The sequence below is a fragment of the Hydrogenophaga sp. genome, from assembly GCF_035481345.1.
Taxonomy (GTDB): Bacteria; Pseudomonadota; Gammaproteobacteria; order Burkholderiales; family Burkholderiaceae_C; genus Hydrogenophaga.
In genome coordinates this window covers 1-13340 of the sequence record NZ_DATIGV010000137.1, presented here as the reverse complement: position 1 = coordinate 13340, position 13340 = coordinate 1, and the positions used below count along the sequence as shown (strand labels likewise).

13 protein-coding genes and 1 tRNA gene are annotated in these 13340 nt (G+C 68.3%); 8 read left to right on the top strand and 6 right to left on the bottom strand.

Going from position 1 to position 13340, the window contains the following annotated elements; translation table 11 throughout:
- The 3 genes from VLG41_RS14925 to VLG41_RS14915 form a co-directional block, all read right to left on the bottom strand.
- The coding region (locus tag VLG41_RS14925; protein WP_325350185.1) for an acetate--CoA ligase family protein at positions 1–1196 on the bottom strand (1196 nt) is incomplete at its 3' end.
- 5 nt (positions 1197–1201) lie between these two features.
- Entirely contained in the window at positions 1202–1993 is a 792-nt protein-coding gene (locus tag VLG41_RS14920; RefSeq protein WP_325350184.1) for an enoyl-CoA hydratase/isomerase family protein, read from the bottom strand.
- Positions 1994–2021: 28 nt separating this feature from the next.
- Positions 2022–2999: a tripartite tricarboxylate transporter substrate binding protein gene (locus VLG41_RS14915; protein WP_325350183.1), complete on the bottom strand. Its 978-nt coding sequence runs from the start codon at positions 2997–2999 to the stop codon at positions 2022–2024.
- A 202-nt stretch (positions 3000–3201) separates the two neighbouring features.
- Here VLG41_RS14915 and VLG41_RS14910 point away from each other — a divergent pair, with 202 nt between their 5' ends.
- A complete protein-coding gene (locus VLG41_RS14910; protein WP_325350182.1) occupies positions 3202–4017 on the top strand; it encodes an IclR family transcriptional regulator in 816 nt (271 codons plus the stop codon).
- Positions 4018–4080: 63 nt separating this feature from the next.
- Here VLG41_RS14910 and VLG41_RS14905 read toward each other — a convergent pair whose 3' ends face one another.
- A complete protein-coding gene (locus VLG41_RS14905) occupies positions 4081–4881 on the bottom strand; it encodes an alpha/beta hydrolase (RefSeq protein WP_325350181.1) in 801 nt (266 codons plus the stop codon).
- A gap of 186 nt (positions 4882–5067) precedes the next feature.
- Here VLG41_RS14905 and VLG41_RS14900 point away from each other — a divergent pair, with 186 nt between their 5' ends.
- Together VLG41_RS14900 and VLG41_RS14895 are read left to right on the top strand one after the other, a co-directional pair.
- Complete coding sequence (locus VLG41_RS14900; protein ID WP_325350180.1) at positions 5068–6054, top strand: tripartite tricarboxylate transporter substrate binding protein; 987 nt, start codon at positions 5068–5070, stop codon at positions 6052–6054.
- A complete protein-coding gene (locus tag VLG41_RS14895; protein WP_325350179.1) occupies positions 5984–7246 on the top strand; it encodes a CoA transferase in 1263 nt (420 codons plus the stop codon). The genes VLG41_RS14900 and VLG41_RS14895 overlap by 71 nt, the downstream gene beginning before the upstream one ends.
- 20 nt (positions 7247–7266) lie before the next feature.
- Here the strand turns inward: VLG41_RS14895 and VLG41_RS14890 are convergent, their stop codons facing one another.
- Entirely contained in the window at positions 7267–7989 is a 723-nt protein-coding gene (locus tag VLG41_RS14890) for a GntR family transcriptional regulator (protein WP_325350186.1), read from the bottom strand.
- Positions 7990–8150: 161 nt separating this feature from the next.
- Here VLG41_RS14890 and VLG41_RS14885 point away from each other — a divergent pair, with 161 nt between their 5' ends.
- Genes VLG41_RS14885 through VLG41_RS14865 form a run of 5 tightly spaced genes read left to right on the top strand, consistent with a single transcriptional unit; the run spans position 8151 to position 13145 of the window.
- Entirely contained in the window at positions 8151–8933 is a 783-nt protein-coding gene (locus VLG41_RS14885) for an ABC transporter ATP-binding protein (protein WP_325350178.1), read from the top strand.
- An 8-nt stretch (positions 8934–8941) separates the two neighbouring features.
- Positions 8942–9724 carry an ABC transporter permease gene (locus tag VLG41_RS14880; protein ID WP_325350177.1) on the top strand — a complete coding sequence of 261 codons (783 nt, stop codon included), beginning with the start codon at positions 8942–8944 and terminating at the stop codon, positions 9722–9724.
- A gap of 50 nt (positions 9725–9774) precedes the next feature.
- Positions 9775–10755 (top strand): ABC transporter substrate-binding protein, encoded by a 981-nt coding sequence (locus VLG41_RS14875; protein ID WP_325350176.1) that lies wholly within the window; start codon positions 9775–9777, stop codon positions 10753–10755.
- Between the two features lie 7 nt (positions 10756–10762).
- Positions 10763–12379, top strand: coding sequence for an amidohydrolase (locus tag VLG41_RS14870; RefSeq protein ID WP_325350175.1), 1617 nt, complete (start codon positions 10763–10765; stop codon positions 12377–12379).
- 4 nt (positions 12380–12383) lie between these two features.
- Positions 12384–13145 carry an ABC transporter permease gene (locus VLG41_RS14865; protein WP_325350174.1) on the top strand — a complete coding sequence of 254 codons (762 nt, stop codon included), beginning with the start codon at positions 12384–12386 and terminating at the stop codon, positions 13143–13145.
- 58 nt (positions 13146–13203) lie between these two features.
- Here VLG41_RS14865 and VLG41_RS14860 read toward each other — a convergent pair.
- Positions 13204–13295, bottom strand: a tRNA-Ser gene (locus VLG41_RS14860).
- Between the last annotated feature and the right edge of the window lie 45 nt (positions 13296–13340).

The window sequence follows — 13340 nt, the reverse complement described above, 5'->3', positions numbered from 1 at the left end:
GCCATGAGCTCCGGCATGGCCAGGCTCGACGAGCCCACGATGATGGCGAGCGCGTCGTAGCCCGGGCTGGCCAGCACCGCCTTGATGGCGCCGCGCAGGAGCTCCGGCTGCAAGCCCGCCAGCGTGACGTCGATGGGGTTGCGGTCGAGCGCGGCGTGGTCTCCCGTCTGCAATGCGCGCAAGGCGGCGGCCGTCTGCGCGTCGGGTGCGGGCGTCTCGAAGCCGGCGACGCCGAGGCTGTCCGACACCAGGGTGCCAGCGCCACCGGTGGATGTCAGGATGGCGATCCGCTTGCCGCGCAGGACGCGCCCGGTGGACAGCGCCGCGGGGATGTCCAGCAGCTCGTCGAAGGTCTGGGCGCGAATCACGCCGGTCTGCCGGAACAGCGCGTCGTACATGCGGTCGGTGCCCGCCAGCGCCCCGGTGTGCGACACGGCGGCCCTGGCCCCGGCCTCCGAGCGCCCGATCTTGAAGGCCACGACGGGCTTGCCGGCCTGTGCGGCCTTGAGCGCAGCGGCGCGAAACTTCTGCGGATCGCGAACGGTTTCGACGTAGAGAGCGATCACCCGTGTGGCCTCGTCGTCGACCAGCGCGTCGATGAAGTCCGACAACTCGAGGTCGACCTCGTTGCTGGTCGACACGAGCTTGGACAAGCCGATGCCACGCGCCGCGGCACGCGACAGCAACGAGCCCAGGATGCCGCCGCTTTGAGAGACGACCCCGATGCCCCCCACGGGGAAATGATCCATCTCCAGCGCGCCCGTGGCCGACAGCACGATGTTGTCGGTGAGGTTCACGAGGCCGATCGTGTTGGGGCCGAGGAGGCGCATGGCGCCCGCCGCTTCCACCAGTTCCTTCTGACGTCGAGCGCCTTCTTCGCCGGTCTCGGTGTAGCCGCTGGCGAGCACGATCGCCGCGGCGGTGCCGCGGGCCGCGAGCTCGCGCACCGCCAGGTGGGCCCGCTCGGCGCCCAGCAGGACGATGCCGACATCGGGCACCTGCGGAAGCGATGCCACGTCCCGGTAGCAGGCCAGCTCGCCCACGCGATCGATCTTTGGATTGACCGGGTAGATCGCGCCGGGAAATCCGTGCTTGAGCAGGTAGGACACAGGGCGCCCCGCCGTCTTGGCGGGATCGCCCGAGGCGCCGATCACGGCGACGGTGCGGGGCTTCAGAAGCCTTTCGATGGCGTTCATGGCGCTCATTCCCGTGACGCGGATCGGGCCAGGAACGCCATGACCGATTCGCGGTGCTCGGTGCTCGTGTAGCAGATGCCTTGCGCCTGGCTGCCCTGGGCAAACACCTGCTGGGCCGAGGACTCGAAGCTCTGGTCCAGGATGCCTTTGGTGAGCGCCAGCGCGGTGGCAGACCCCTTGGCCAGTTCGGTGGCCCAGGCCTGTGCGTCGGCCAGCAAACGCTCGGCGCTGGTCTTGCGGTCGACGATGCCGAGCGCGCAGGCCTCGTCCACGTCGACCTTGCGACCGGTGAAGATCAGGTCCTTGGCCTTGGACAGTCCCACGCGGCGGGGCAGGAAGTACATGCCGCCGCCGTCCGGAACGATCCCGCGGTGGATATAGGACCAGGTAAAGGAAGCCCATTCACTGGCCAGGATGAAGTCGCAGGCCAGCGCGGTGTCGGCGCCAAGACCCGACGCCGCGCCGTTGACCGCGGCGATCACCGGCTTGGGCATGGTGTGCAACAAGGTTTGCGCATGGTGCACCCGCTGCTGGCGGTGCCAGCCGTTGAACGCGATTTCACCGGTGGGCGCGCTCATGCGCCGTTCCATGCCGGCGACGTCGCCGCCCGCACAGAAGCCCTTGCCGGCACCGGTGAGCACCAGGGCACGGATGGCCTTGTCGGCCGCCACCCGTTCCAGGGCGTGGATGAACTCCGTGCGCATGTCGTCGCTCATGGCGTTGCGCTTTTCGGGGCGATTGAGCGTCAGCGTTGCGATGCCGCTGTGGACCTGCAGGTCGATGAGTGGGTGGTTCATGGTGTGCTGCGCCTGTCCCTGCAAAGGGTCACTCGGTCTTGATGTTGTTTTCCTTGACGATCTGGCCCCAGCGCGCCGCCTCCGCACGCACGTAGTCGTCCAGCTCCTTCGGGGCGCCGCCACTCACCGTCAGGCCTTCGGGTTCGATCTTCTTGCGGAACTCCGGGTGGTCCATGGCTTTCTTCGCGGCCGCGTGGAGTTTGGCGATCACATCCGCTGGTGTGCCGGCGGGGACGAAAAGGCCGTACCAGCTTTCCACGGCGTAGCCGGGCACCGTCTCCGCGATGGCGGGCAGTTCTTTCATGGCCGGCGAGCGCTGCGGGGTGGTGACGGCCAGCGCCCGCATCTTCCCGTTCTCGATGTGCGGTGCCGCCGCGGCCGCCGTGGCGAACATCACGTCCACCTGGCCGCCCAGCAGGTCCGTCATGGCCGGGCCGGCCCCGCGGTAGGGAACGTGCATCAACTTCACCCGGGCGAGGTTGTTGAACATCTCGCCGGCGAGGTGGGCCGAGGTCCCGTTGCCTTGCGAAGCAAAGGTGACCTTGCCCGATTGCGCGCGAGCCGCCGCGAGCACGTCCGCCACCGATTTGAACGGGCTGTCGGCCCGCACCACCAGCACGTTGGGGCCCCGGGCCAGCAGGATCACGGGGTCGAAGGCCTTTTGTGTGTCGAAGGGCAGCTTGGCCATCAGGCTCGGATTGACGGCGTGCGCGAAGCTTGCCACCACGATGGTGTGGCCATCGGCGGGACTCTTGGCCACCAGATCGGTTCCGATGATGGTGCCCGCGCCCGGTTTGTTCTCCACGATCACCGACTGGCCCAGCGCCTGGCCCATGCCCACACCCAAGGCCCTGGCAATGGCGTCGGTGCCGCCGCCCGGCGAGAAAGGCACGACCAGCCTGACCGGCCGCTCGGGGAAGGCGGCGAATGCCGCGCTGGCGACAAGGGCCGTCATGGCCAGGAGGGCGCCGATGCGGGCCCGAAGGGATGGGATGAAAGGGATCATGGGTTTGTCTCCTGCCATGGGTGAACGACGAGCGTCGGGTCGACGGTCAGGGCCCTGGGCCTCTGCCGTCGTTGGTCCGCAGCTTAGATCGCCGGCCGCTCGACGGCAGCCCGCGATTTCCACTGAGTGGAATTCCGTATGCTCGAGGCATCCCCCTGCGCGTTCCAATGAATGGAATCCCCGCCACGTCCCGGAGGCCAGCATGAAGGCACCCGCCAGCCAAGACCTTTCGAGGCACGCCCTGCGCGAAACCAAGCCGGGCGTGTCGCCCGCGAACCGTTCCCTGGAACGGGGCATCGAGCTGCTCAGGTCGTTTCGTCCCGGCTCCGAACTGCTGGGCAATGCGGAGCTGGCCGAGCGCACGGGACTGTCGCGGTCCACGGTCAGCCGGCTCACGCAAACGCTGGTCGGCAGCGGGATGCTGCAGGTGGACCAGCGCAGCCGCGCCTTTCGGCTCGCCCCGGCCGTGCTCAGCTTTGGTCACGCCATGCGCACGGGCTCCTCGGTGCTCGCGACGGCGGCTCCTCGCATGCGCCGAGCGGCCGAGGAGAAGAAGATCAACGTTGGCCTGGCGGCGCCTGACCGCGACGAGATGGTCTACCTGGAGTCGATCCGGTACAGCCGGCGGCCCTCGCTGCGCTCCGTGGTGTCGGGCCAGCGCGTGCCCATGGAACTCACCTCGCTCGGACGGGCCTACCTGGCCAGCGCTCCCGCGGCCAGGCGCGAAGCGTTGCTCGCGCACTTCCGTCGGTCGCGGCCCACAGCATGGCGCGGTCTGGACCGCGAGATAGCTTCATCGATTGCGAGCGTAGTGACACACGATTACTGCGCCGCCTCATGGCAGCCCGAGGTGGTGGCCGTGGCGACACCGCTGCAGTTCCAGGGCCTGCAGTACGCCTTGAACGTCAGCGTGTCCACGTCAGAATCCATGGCCGAGGTCGTGGCCGAGCTGGCGCCAACACTGCTCGCCTTGAAGAACACCATCCTTCAGGCGCTCGAGCGGGCTGCGCCTGACTAGGGGCGACCGCGCGCACGGCACATGTATAGGCGCAGGCCGCCATCGCTGGCCGCGATGAACCGTTCAGCCGGCGTGCCGCGCCAGGAACTGCAGCACCGCTTGCACCATGTCGGGGTGCGCAGGCGCTGACGAGTGCGTGGCGCCCTCGATGGTGACGAGCTCGATCGCCGGGTTGAGTGCCTGCAGGGCACGGAACTCGGCCAGGTACGGGTCCGCCGTGCCGACGATGCCCAGCGTGGGCACGGCGATGGCGCGGACCTGATCGGCCGTAATGCGCGCGCTGGCGCCGCCGAGCCGCGAGGCGGCCAGGGCCCGGTGGTCCTGGCCTGCCAGGGTCCGCGCGGAGAGCCGTCGGATCTCCTCCTCACCGGGCGGCGGCCGGTCCCCGGACCACAGGCGCAGGATCTGCGAGCGACGGGACCCTTCGTGCAGTTCCGCGGCCTCGGTCTCCAGTTGGTGCTGCTGCGCGGCTGTCCATCGAAAGCGGGGCGGCGCGCCGGCCAGCACGCAGGTGATGAACCGCTGCGGCACCTGCGTGAGCAGGTAGCCGTTGAGGATGGCACCGAGGGAGTAGCCGACGATGTGGGCGCGCGGGAGACCGAGGTGATCGAGCAAGCGGGTCACGTCGTGCGCCGCCTGCGGTCCGTAGAGCGCCGGGTCGTGCGGCTTGTCGCTTTGACCATGACCGCGGCCGTCGAATGCGATCACGCGGTGTCGGCGCGCCAACGGGTCGAACACCCCGGTGCGCACCCACTGCTGTTCGGCGTTGCTGGAGAAGCCGTGCGTCAGAACGACGGGGGCGCCTGCGCCTGCTTCAAGGTAGCGCAATCGCACGCCCGCCGAATCGAACGATCCTGTCACCATTCCTCGTCTCCTCCGGGATGCGGGCCAGTCTAGAAGGCCGAGCGCCTGTGTGCAGGGCTGGTCTTCCACTGCCTGGAATCCCACGGCGTGGAACCGTCAGGGTGCGAAAAGTGGCCGCGCTGCCTAGAGTGGTTGCGCCGCCTCGTGCTCTTTGGGCGGCCTCAACGACAACCACCGGAGACACTCATGCAGCCATTCACCCGCCTGGGCATCAGGCGCTTAACCCATGCACTGGTCGGCCTCACCGCCGCATGGATGCTCGGCGCCGGCGCGGCGAACGCCTACCCCGACAGACCCATTCGAATCGTCGTGCCGTTTTCCGCCGGCGGCGGCGCCGACCTGATCGCCCGCACGCTTTCCGTGGAACTGGCCAAGGAGCTGGGCCAGCCCATCGTGGTCGAGAACAAGCCCGGCGCGGGCACCGTGATCGGGTCGGATCTTGTGGCCAAGAGCGCGCCGGACGGCCATACCTTGCTGCTCTCTTCGATCGCGCATTCGGTGAACCCGAGCCTGAGCGACAAGCTGCCCTATGTCACGGAGAAAGACTTCGTGCCGGTGGCCATGCTCGTGCGCTCCCCCAATGTGCTGGTCGTGCGGGCAGACAGCCCGTACCGGTCCGTTCAGGACATCATCAGCGCGGCCAGGACCCGGCCGGGCGTGCTGACCTATGCCTCACCGGGCAACGGGACTTCCGCGCATCTGGCGGCGGCCCTGTTCGAAGACCTGGCCAAGGTCCGCCTCCAGCACGTCGCCTACAAAGGCTCGGCACCCGCCTTGACCGATCTGCTGGGTGGACAGACCGATATCCTGTTCGGCACCTCAGGCTCCGTGGGGGGCTTCATCGCGGGCGGCAAGCTCAGGGCGCTGGCGGTCACTTCCTCCGGCCGTTCCACGGCCTATCCCGATGTGCCCACCATGGTGGAGGCGGGCGTGCCGGGCTACGTCACCGAAGGCTGGTACGGCTTGCATGCACCGGCGGGAACGCCGCCTGCGGTGATCGAGAAGCTCAACGCCGTTGCGCGCAAGGCGACCACCACGGAACTGTTCCAGTCGAAGCTGGTGCACGAAGGCATGGTCGTGCAGACGGGAACGCCGGCCGAGTATGAGCAGTACGTCCGCTCGGAGATCGCCCGCTGGTCCAGACTGGTCAAGTCCAATGTCGTCACCAAATAGCCGCCGACCCGCGGTCCTCGACGGGACCCGTGTGCTGGACCTGACCCATGTGCTGGCCGGGCCATTCGCCAGCTACCAACTGGCCGTGCTCGGTGCGGACGTGATCAAGATCGAAGCCCCGGACGAGCCCGATCAAGCCCGCTTTCAGGGATCCGACCCGCAGCTCAGCGACGCCGGTTTGGGAACTGCCTTTCTCGCGCAGGCGGCCAACAAGCGGTGCCTGACCCTGAACCTGAAGTCCGAGGCGGGGCGGCGGGTGCTGCGCGAACTGGTGCAAACCGCGGACGTGCTGATCGAGAACTATCGGCCGGGCGCGATGGACTCGCTGGGCCTGGGTTACGAGGCACTGTCGCGGCTGAACCCGGCGCTTGTCTACTGCTCCGTCTCGGCCTTCGGCAGCACCGGGCCGAAGCGGGAGCTCACGGCCTACGACGGTGTGATTCAGGCCTACTCGGGCATCATGGCGATGACGGGAGAGCCGGGCACCGCCGCCATCAAATGCGGCGCACCGGTGGTGGACTACGCGACCGGCACCACGGCCGCTGCCGCCATACTGGCTGCCTTGCTGCATCGCAAAGGCAGCGGGCTTGGCCAGCACGTCGAGGTGGCGATGTCCGACGTGGCCGCGATCCTCTGCAGCTCGCACCTGACCGGCTATCTGTGGAACGGCGCGCACCCGGAGCAGAAAGGCAACCGGTATCCGTTCGCCACCATCGGGTGCTATCAGGCCTCGGACGGGCCGCTCATGATTTCGGCGTCGAACCTGCGCCAGCAGGCAAGGCTGTGGCATGCCCTGAATCGCAGCGACATGGTCAAGGCCGACAACCCCTCTCGCATCCGCGCTCACGCCGAGGAGGCCGAGGCGCTGGGGCGGATCATCGCCACGCAGACCGTGGACCATTGGGAGCACCTGCTGCAGGCCGCACGGGTGCCGGTGTCGCGTGTGCAGCGCATGGAGGCGATGCTGGCCGATGCGCACTTTCAGGGTCGAGGGACGCTGCATCGGTTTGAGGAGTCGGCTGGCCCGCTGAAAGGCCTCACCGTCCCGGTCGCCGGCTTTCGCCTCTCATCTTGCGTGACGGGAGTCAGTGCGCCGCCCCAGCGCGCTGGCGCCCAGAGCCGGGCCATCCTTCGCGGTCTGGGTTATGGAGAGGCGGACATCGACTCGCTGGAGGCGGACGGCGTGGTGTAGGCGGGCACCGGGCGGTGGCTTCACATCCCCACCACCAGCCTGAGGGCCTGCGGCACCGGCTCCTCTGCGTCGCGATGCTCCAGCGCCTGCTGCAGGTTGTGCCGCGCGGTTTCCGTGTGCTCCACGGCGAGTGCTTGCGCGCGCGCGCTTTCCCCCCGCGCAAGCGCCTCGAACAGCATGTGGTGCTGCCGGTGCGCGTAGATCATCGATTGGCGGTCCAACGCCAAAGCGCCTTGAATGGGCAGCAAGGCGCTGGCTGCCGCGAAGGGCAGCTTGTTGTTGAGTGCGATGGCGCGCTGCAGCGCGCGGTTGCCACAGGCGTCAACGAAAAGCGCGTGAAAGCGATCGTTCATGGCCGCGTAGCGCGCGTAGTCGTCCACTTGCAACGCCGTCACCGCCACGACGCTGTCGCCTTCGTCCAGGCAGGCCTGCATGTCTCGCGCCAGCTGGCGACTGAGCCCGTGCTCGGCCACCAGGCGGGCCGCCATGCCCTCCAGATGGGCCCGCACCGAGATGACGTCGGCCACTTCCTGCACGGTGAACTGGCGTACGACGTAGCCCACCGTGTCCTTCGGTTCGACCAGGCCTTCCTGCTCCAGGCTGACCAGGGCCGCGCGAACCGGCGTACGCGAGGCATTGAGCCGCTCGGCGAGGAACTTCTCGGTCAAGCGCATGCCGGGCGCGAATTCGCCGCGCAGGATCAGGTCCCGCATCTGCATCAGGACAGTGTTGTGAATGTTCATCGAAAAAATGTACACAAATTTTTGAAACAGTATACATTTCATCGAAAGGTGACCATCCATGACCATCCAGCCGAGCCCATTGATCTCCCCGAAGCGGCCCCGGCGCGCCCTACGGCGCGTGGGGCCCCGTTTGTGGGGTGGGTGCTGAGATGGATGCGCGCGTGGTCAGCCCGGCCTGTCTGGCGCTCTCCGGCGTCGGCAAGACCTTTGGTCAGGGCAACGGGCAGACGGAGGCTTTGGGCAGCATCGATCTCTCGGTGCGCGAAGGCGAGTTCCTGGCCATCGTCGGGCCCTCCGGCTGCGGCAAGTCCACGCTGCTGCAGATCGCCGCAGGGCTGACGCCAGCGAGCCGAGGCAGCGTGCGGTTCCACGGCGACGCGGTGACGGCGCCGCCGCCCGGCATCGTCTATCTGTTCCAGCAGTACGGCAAATCGCTGTTTCCCTGGCGCACGGTGCTCGACAACGTGGCGTTCGCGACGGAGCACCGCCCCGGCATGCGTCGCACCGAGGCGCGCCACTACAGCCGCCGCTACCTGGACATGGTGGGACTGGCGGACTTCGCCGATCACTACCCGGCGCAACTGTCCGGCGGCATGCAGCAGCGTGTGACCATCGCGCGGGCCCTGGCCGCGCAACCGCGCGTGCTCTTGATGGACGAGCCGTTCAGCTCCGTGGACGCGCTGACGCGGATCGAGCTGCACGCCATCGTGCAGGACCTGTGGCAGCAGCACGGATTCACCGCGGTGCTCGTCACGCACGACGTGGACGAGGCGGTGTTCCTGGCCGACCGCGTCGCGGTGCTCTCGACGCGGCCCTCGCGTGTGGTCCGTGTGCTGGAGACGGGCTTGCCCCGTCCGCGCGACCGCCTCGACACGCCCCAGATGCCGCGCTACCTGGAGCTGCGGCACGAGCTGCTCGCCGCGCTCCTGGGGCAGAGTGCATGAGCGGTTCGATGAGCGCCGCCGTGCCCGCCGGCCAGCGACTGAATGCCTGGCTGGGTCCGGGCGTGCTGTTGTCGCTCGTGCTGCTGCTGGAGTTCGCCACGCGCGCCGGTTGGGTCAATGCCGTGCTGGTGCCACCGCCGTCGGCCGTGGCGCAACGTGTCTTCTCCGTCGTGCGTGCCGGCAGCGTGTTCGAACCGCTGGGGCGCACCTTGTACCTGCTCGCCGTGGCCTACGCGATCGGCTGCCTGTTGGCCATCGGAACCGGCGTGCTCATGGGCCGCGTGCGCCGGGTGCACGGGCTGTTGGAGCCTCTCGTGGAAGTGCTGCGCCCTTTGCCCAAGCCCGCCTTGCTGCCGCCGCTGATGCTGTTCCTGGGCCTGGGCGACACCATGAAGATCACGGCGGTGGCCTTGGGTGTGTTCTTCCCGGTGTTGATCAACACCATCCAGGGCGTGCGCGGCGTCGATCCCGTGATGGTGGATGTGGCCCGCACGTTCCAGCACTCGCGCTCGGCGGTGCTGTGGAAAGTGGTGCTGCCAGCGGCCATGCCCCTCCTGCTGGCGGGCATGCGCATCGCCCTGGGGATCGCGCTGGTGCTGGTCGTCATCGCCGAAATGATGGCCGGCACCGGCGGCATCGGCTACCTGATCATCGATCTGCAGCGCTCGTTTCGCATCGTCGACATGTACGCCTGGGTCGTGATCCTCGCCTTGCTGGGCTACGCCCTCAACGAGGTGTTCCTGCGTATCGAGCGGCGCGCGATCCACTGGTCCGGCGCGCGCGCCAGCTGATGGATCACCACCCCGGTTCTTTGCACCCACCCCCACCAGGAGAAGACGTGATGAGCAAGCTCCCTCTGAACCGGCGCACGGCCGCGGCCGCCGTGGCGGTCACCGCACTCGGTCTGGCAACCCCGCTGGTGCGGGGCCAGACCACCACCAAGGTCCGGGTCAGCACGATCCCCATCATCGACATCGCCCCACTGCAGGTGGCCGTGGCCAAGGGCTATTTCGCTGCCGAGGGCATCGAGATCGACACGACGCCCACGCAAGGTGGCGCGGCTGGCATTCCCGCGCTGGCCGCGGGGCAGGTGCAGGTGGTCTTCAGCAACGTGGTCTCCACCATCCAGGCCGCCAAACAGGGCCTGGGCCTGCAGATCATTGCGCCGGCCAGCACCACCGGCGACGCCCCGCCGGACCAGGCGGCGCTCATCGCGAAAAAGTCTGCGTCCTTCAAGACGGGCAAGGACCTGGAAGGCAAGCGCATTGCGGTGAACACGCGCAACAACATCATCTGGCTCTACGCGCGCGCCTGGGTGCAGGCCACCGGGGGCAATCCCGACGCGGTGACTTACCTTGAGGTTCCGTTTCCCCAGATGGTGGATGCCGTGCGCAGCGACCGCGTCGACGCGGCTTTTGCTGTCGAGCCCTTCGTCTCGAGCGCCGTGGCCAACGACATGCAGGTGGTGGGCTATCCCTATACCCAGGTGCAAAAGCGCTTGCCCGCCGCGCAGTACGTGGCGAGCCGGACCTACATCCAGCAGAACCCGCAGGTCATCGAGGGCTGGGTCCGCGCTTATCACAAGGGGGTCGACTGGGTGAACCAGAACCTGAAATCCGAAGAGCTGCTCACCATCATCTCCGGCTACACGCGCATCCCGCCGCCGGTGATCGCGAAGCTGCCGATGGCGGCGTTCGAGAAGGTGGTGGACCCGGCCGCCCTGAACCCGGTGGTTGAGCAGATGCGGCGCAATGGCCTGCTGGAGGGCGCGTTCGACCCCGGGTCCGTTCTTCACCGCACGGCCCTGCAGGCCTCGCGCTGAGGTGCCGATGACGACGCAGGAAGAGGTGCTGGTCACGGGCGACATCGTGACGATGGACCCGGCCCGCCCGCGTGCCGAGGCGCTCGCCGTGCAGGGCGGACGCATCGTCGCGGTGGGCACGCGTGAAGAAGCCCGGGCGGCGCTGGGTGCGGCGCCGCGCGAGCTCCATTACGGAGAAGGCACCGTGGTGCCTGGCCTCATCGACACGCACAACCACATGCAGTGGACCGCGATCCAGACGCGGCTGGTGGACCTGGCGCCCGCCCGCTCGATCGCTGACGTGCAGGACGCGATCCGGGCGTATGCGCAGCGCCACCCGCACAAGCCCTGGATCATGAGCGGCAGCGGCTGGCATGTGGTGAGCCTGCGAGAAGGGCGCTACCCCACGCGGCAGGAACTCGACGCCGCGTGTGCGGACCGGCCCGTGTATCTGCCGCGCGTGGGTCACGCGGCGGTGGCCAACACGCTCGCACTGAAGATGGCCGGCATCGGCCCCGAGACGCCCGACCCGCCCGGCGGGCGCTTCGAGCGCGAGGCGGACGGCCACCCCAACGGCGTGCTGCTCGAGCCGCCGGCCTTCGAGCCGGTGGCGCGCCTCGTCCCGCCGGCTTCCGTGGAGGAGCAGACCGACGCGCTGCGCGACATGCAGCGCGCCTACCACGCCGCGGGCCTCACCGGCATCATGGACCCGGGTGTGACGCCGGAGATGATGCGGCTGTACCAGGCGCTCTGGCGCCGTGGTGAGCTCACGGTCCGCAGCGTTCTGATGCCGTTGGCCGACTCCAGCCTGCCCGTGCAGGACAACCTGGACCGCATCGCGCAGGCCGGTGTGGCCACGGGCTTCGGCGATGCGCGCCTGAAGCTGGGGGGCGTGAAGCTGTTTCTGGACGGCGGCGCCTCCCTGGGCACGGCGCTGATGCGCGAACCCTATCCGGACGAGCGCTGCAACTGCGGCATCCAGGTCACGCCGACGGAGTCCTTCCGGCAGATCGCCTGGGCCTGCGCCCGTCAGGGCTGGTCGCTGGGCGTGCATGTGGTGGGCGGCAAGGCCATCGACATTGCGTTGGAGGTGTTCGCCGAAATCGACAAGGACATTCCGCTGCGCCCGCTGCGCTTCAGCCTGATCCACGCCTACCTGTGGCCGGAGCAACGCAACATCCTCGAAGCGGCCCGCATGGGCATCACCGTGGCGACGCAGTGCTCGATGCAGTACACGTTCGGTCCCTTGCTGGTCCAGCGCTTCGGCACCGTGCTCATGTCGCTGGCCACGCCCGTGCGCAGCTGGATCGACGCGGGCGTGGTGGTGGGGGGCGGCTCCGACTCGCCGGTCACACCGTATCAGCCGCTGCTGGGGCTGTGGCAGGCGCGCACGCGCCATATCGCAGGAACGGATGAACCGGTGGGCCGCCTGCAGGCGGTGAGCGGCGAAGAGGCGCTGGCGCTCTACACGCGCGATGCAGCTTACGTGAGCTTCAGCGACCACGAGCGCGGCATGCTGCGCCCCGGGCTGCTCGCCGACTGGACCGTGTTGTCGGTCGACCCTGTCACCTGCGATCCCGAGGCCTTGCGGGGCGCGCGCGTACTCGCCACCGCGGTGGATGGCCGCGTGGTGCACGAGGCCTGACGCCATGCGCGCCGTTCCCTACCGGTTCTGGGGTGTGGTGCTGCTGGTGCTCCTGCTGGTGCTCTGGCAGGTCTCCGCCGTGTATTGGGTATCGAGCACCAGCTGGCCGCCCGTGACCGACATCCTGAAGGCGATCGCCGCCGGGCTGGGCAACGGGGAGCTGGCGCAGGTGTTCGGCTCGACGCTGTGGCGCATGGCGGTGGGTTTCGCCATGGGCTCGGCCGTGGGCGTGCTGCTGGGCCTGGCGATGGCGAGTTTTCCGCTGGTGGACGCCGCGCTGCGGCCCCTGGTGGAACTGCTGCGCCCCATCCCCATGCCCGCCATCGTGCCACCGCTGATCCTGCTGCTGGGGATCGATCACGCGATGAAGGTGTTCGCCGTGTCGTTCGCCTGCTTCTTCCCGGTGCTGGTCAACACCGTGAGTGGCGTACGAGCCGTGGATCCGACCGCGCTGGATGTGGCGCGCACGTTTCAGGTGGGCCGGTTGCGCACGCTGGCGACCGTGGTACTGCCGGCCAGCCTGCCCTACATCCTGGCGGGCATGCGCACCAGCCTCGCGCTGGCGCTCATCGTGAGCGTCGTCGCGGAGATGATCGCTGGCTCCGAAGGCATCGGCTACTACATCATGACCATGCAGTACGCCATGCGGCCAGGCGACATGTACGCGGCGATCTTTCTGCTTGCGGCGCTCGGCTACAGCCTGAACCTCATCCTGCTGACGGTGGAGCAGCGGCTGCTGCACTGGTGGCAGCGCGCGGGGAACTAGTCAGGCTCGGATCAGCCAACGAAAAAAGGCCCCTGCACTGCAGGGGCCTCGGATTCGCTGGCGGAGAGAGAGGGATTCGAACCCTCGGTACAGGAGAACCTGTACGCCGGATTTCGAATCCGGTGCATTCGACCACTCTGCCATCTCTCCGTGTCGAAGCCCGCGATTCTAGCAGGCGGCGAGCCCCGAAACGCC

Coding starts and splice junctions, on each gene's coding strand:
- VLG41_RS14865 (WP_325350174.1), top strand. CDS start 12,384: ATGCGCGCCGTTCCCTACCGGTTCTGGGGTGTGGTGCTGCTGGTGCTC.
- VLG41_RS14905 (WP_325350181.1), bottom strand. CDS start 4,881: ATGGTGACAGGATCGTTCGATTCGGCGGGCGTGCGATTGCGCTACCTT.
- VLG41_RS14915 (WP_325350183.1), bottom strand. CDS start 2,999: ATGATCCCTTTCATCCCATCCCTTCGGGCCCGCATCGGCGCCCTCCTG.
- VLG41_RS14875 (WP_325350176.1), top strand. CDS start 9,775: ATGAGCAAGCTCCCTCTGAACCGGCGCACGGCCGCGGCCGCCGTGGCG.
- VLG41_RS14890 (WP_325350186.1), bottom strand. CDS start 7,989: ATGAACATTCACAACACTGTCCTGATGCAGATGCGGGACCTGATCCTG.
- VLG41_RS14900 (WP_325350180.1), top strand. CDS start 5,068: ATGCAGCCATTCACCCGCCTGGGCATCAGGCGCTTAACCCATGCACTG.
- VLG41_RS14920 (WP_325350184.1), bottom strand. CDS start 1,993: ATGAACCACCCACTCATCGACCTGCAGGTCCACAGCGGCATCGCAACG.
- VLG41_RS14880 (WP_325350177.1), top strand. CDS start 8,942: ATGAGCGCCGCCGTGCCCGCCGGCCAGCGACTGAATGCCTGGCTGGGT.
- VLG41_RS14895 (WP_325350179.1), top strand. CDS start 5,984: ATGAGCAGTACGTCCGCTCGGAGATCGCCCGCTGGTCCAGACTGGTCA.
- VLG41_RS14910 (WP_325350182.1), top strand. CDS start 3,202: ATGAAGGCACCCGCCAGCCAAGACCTTTCGAGGCACGCCCTGCGCGAA.
- VLG41_RS14870 (WP_325350175.1), top strand. CDS start 10,763: ATGACGACGCAGGAAGAGGTGCTGGTCACGGGCGACATCGTGACGATG.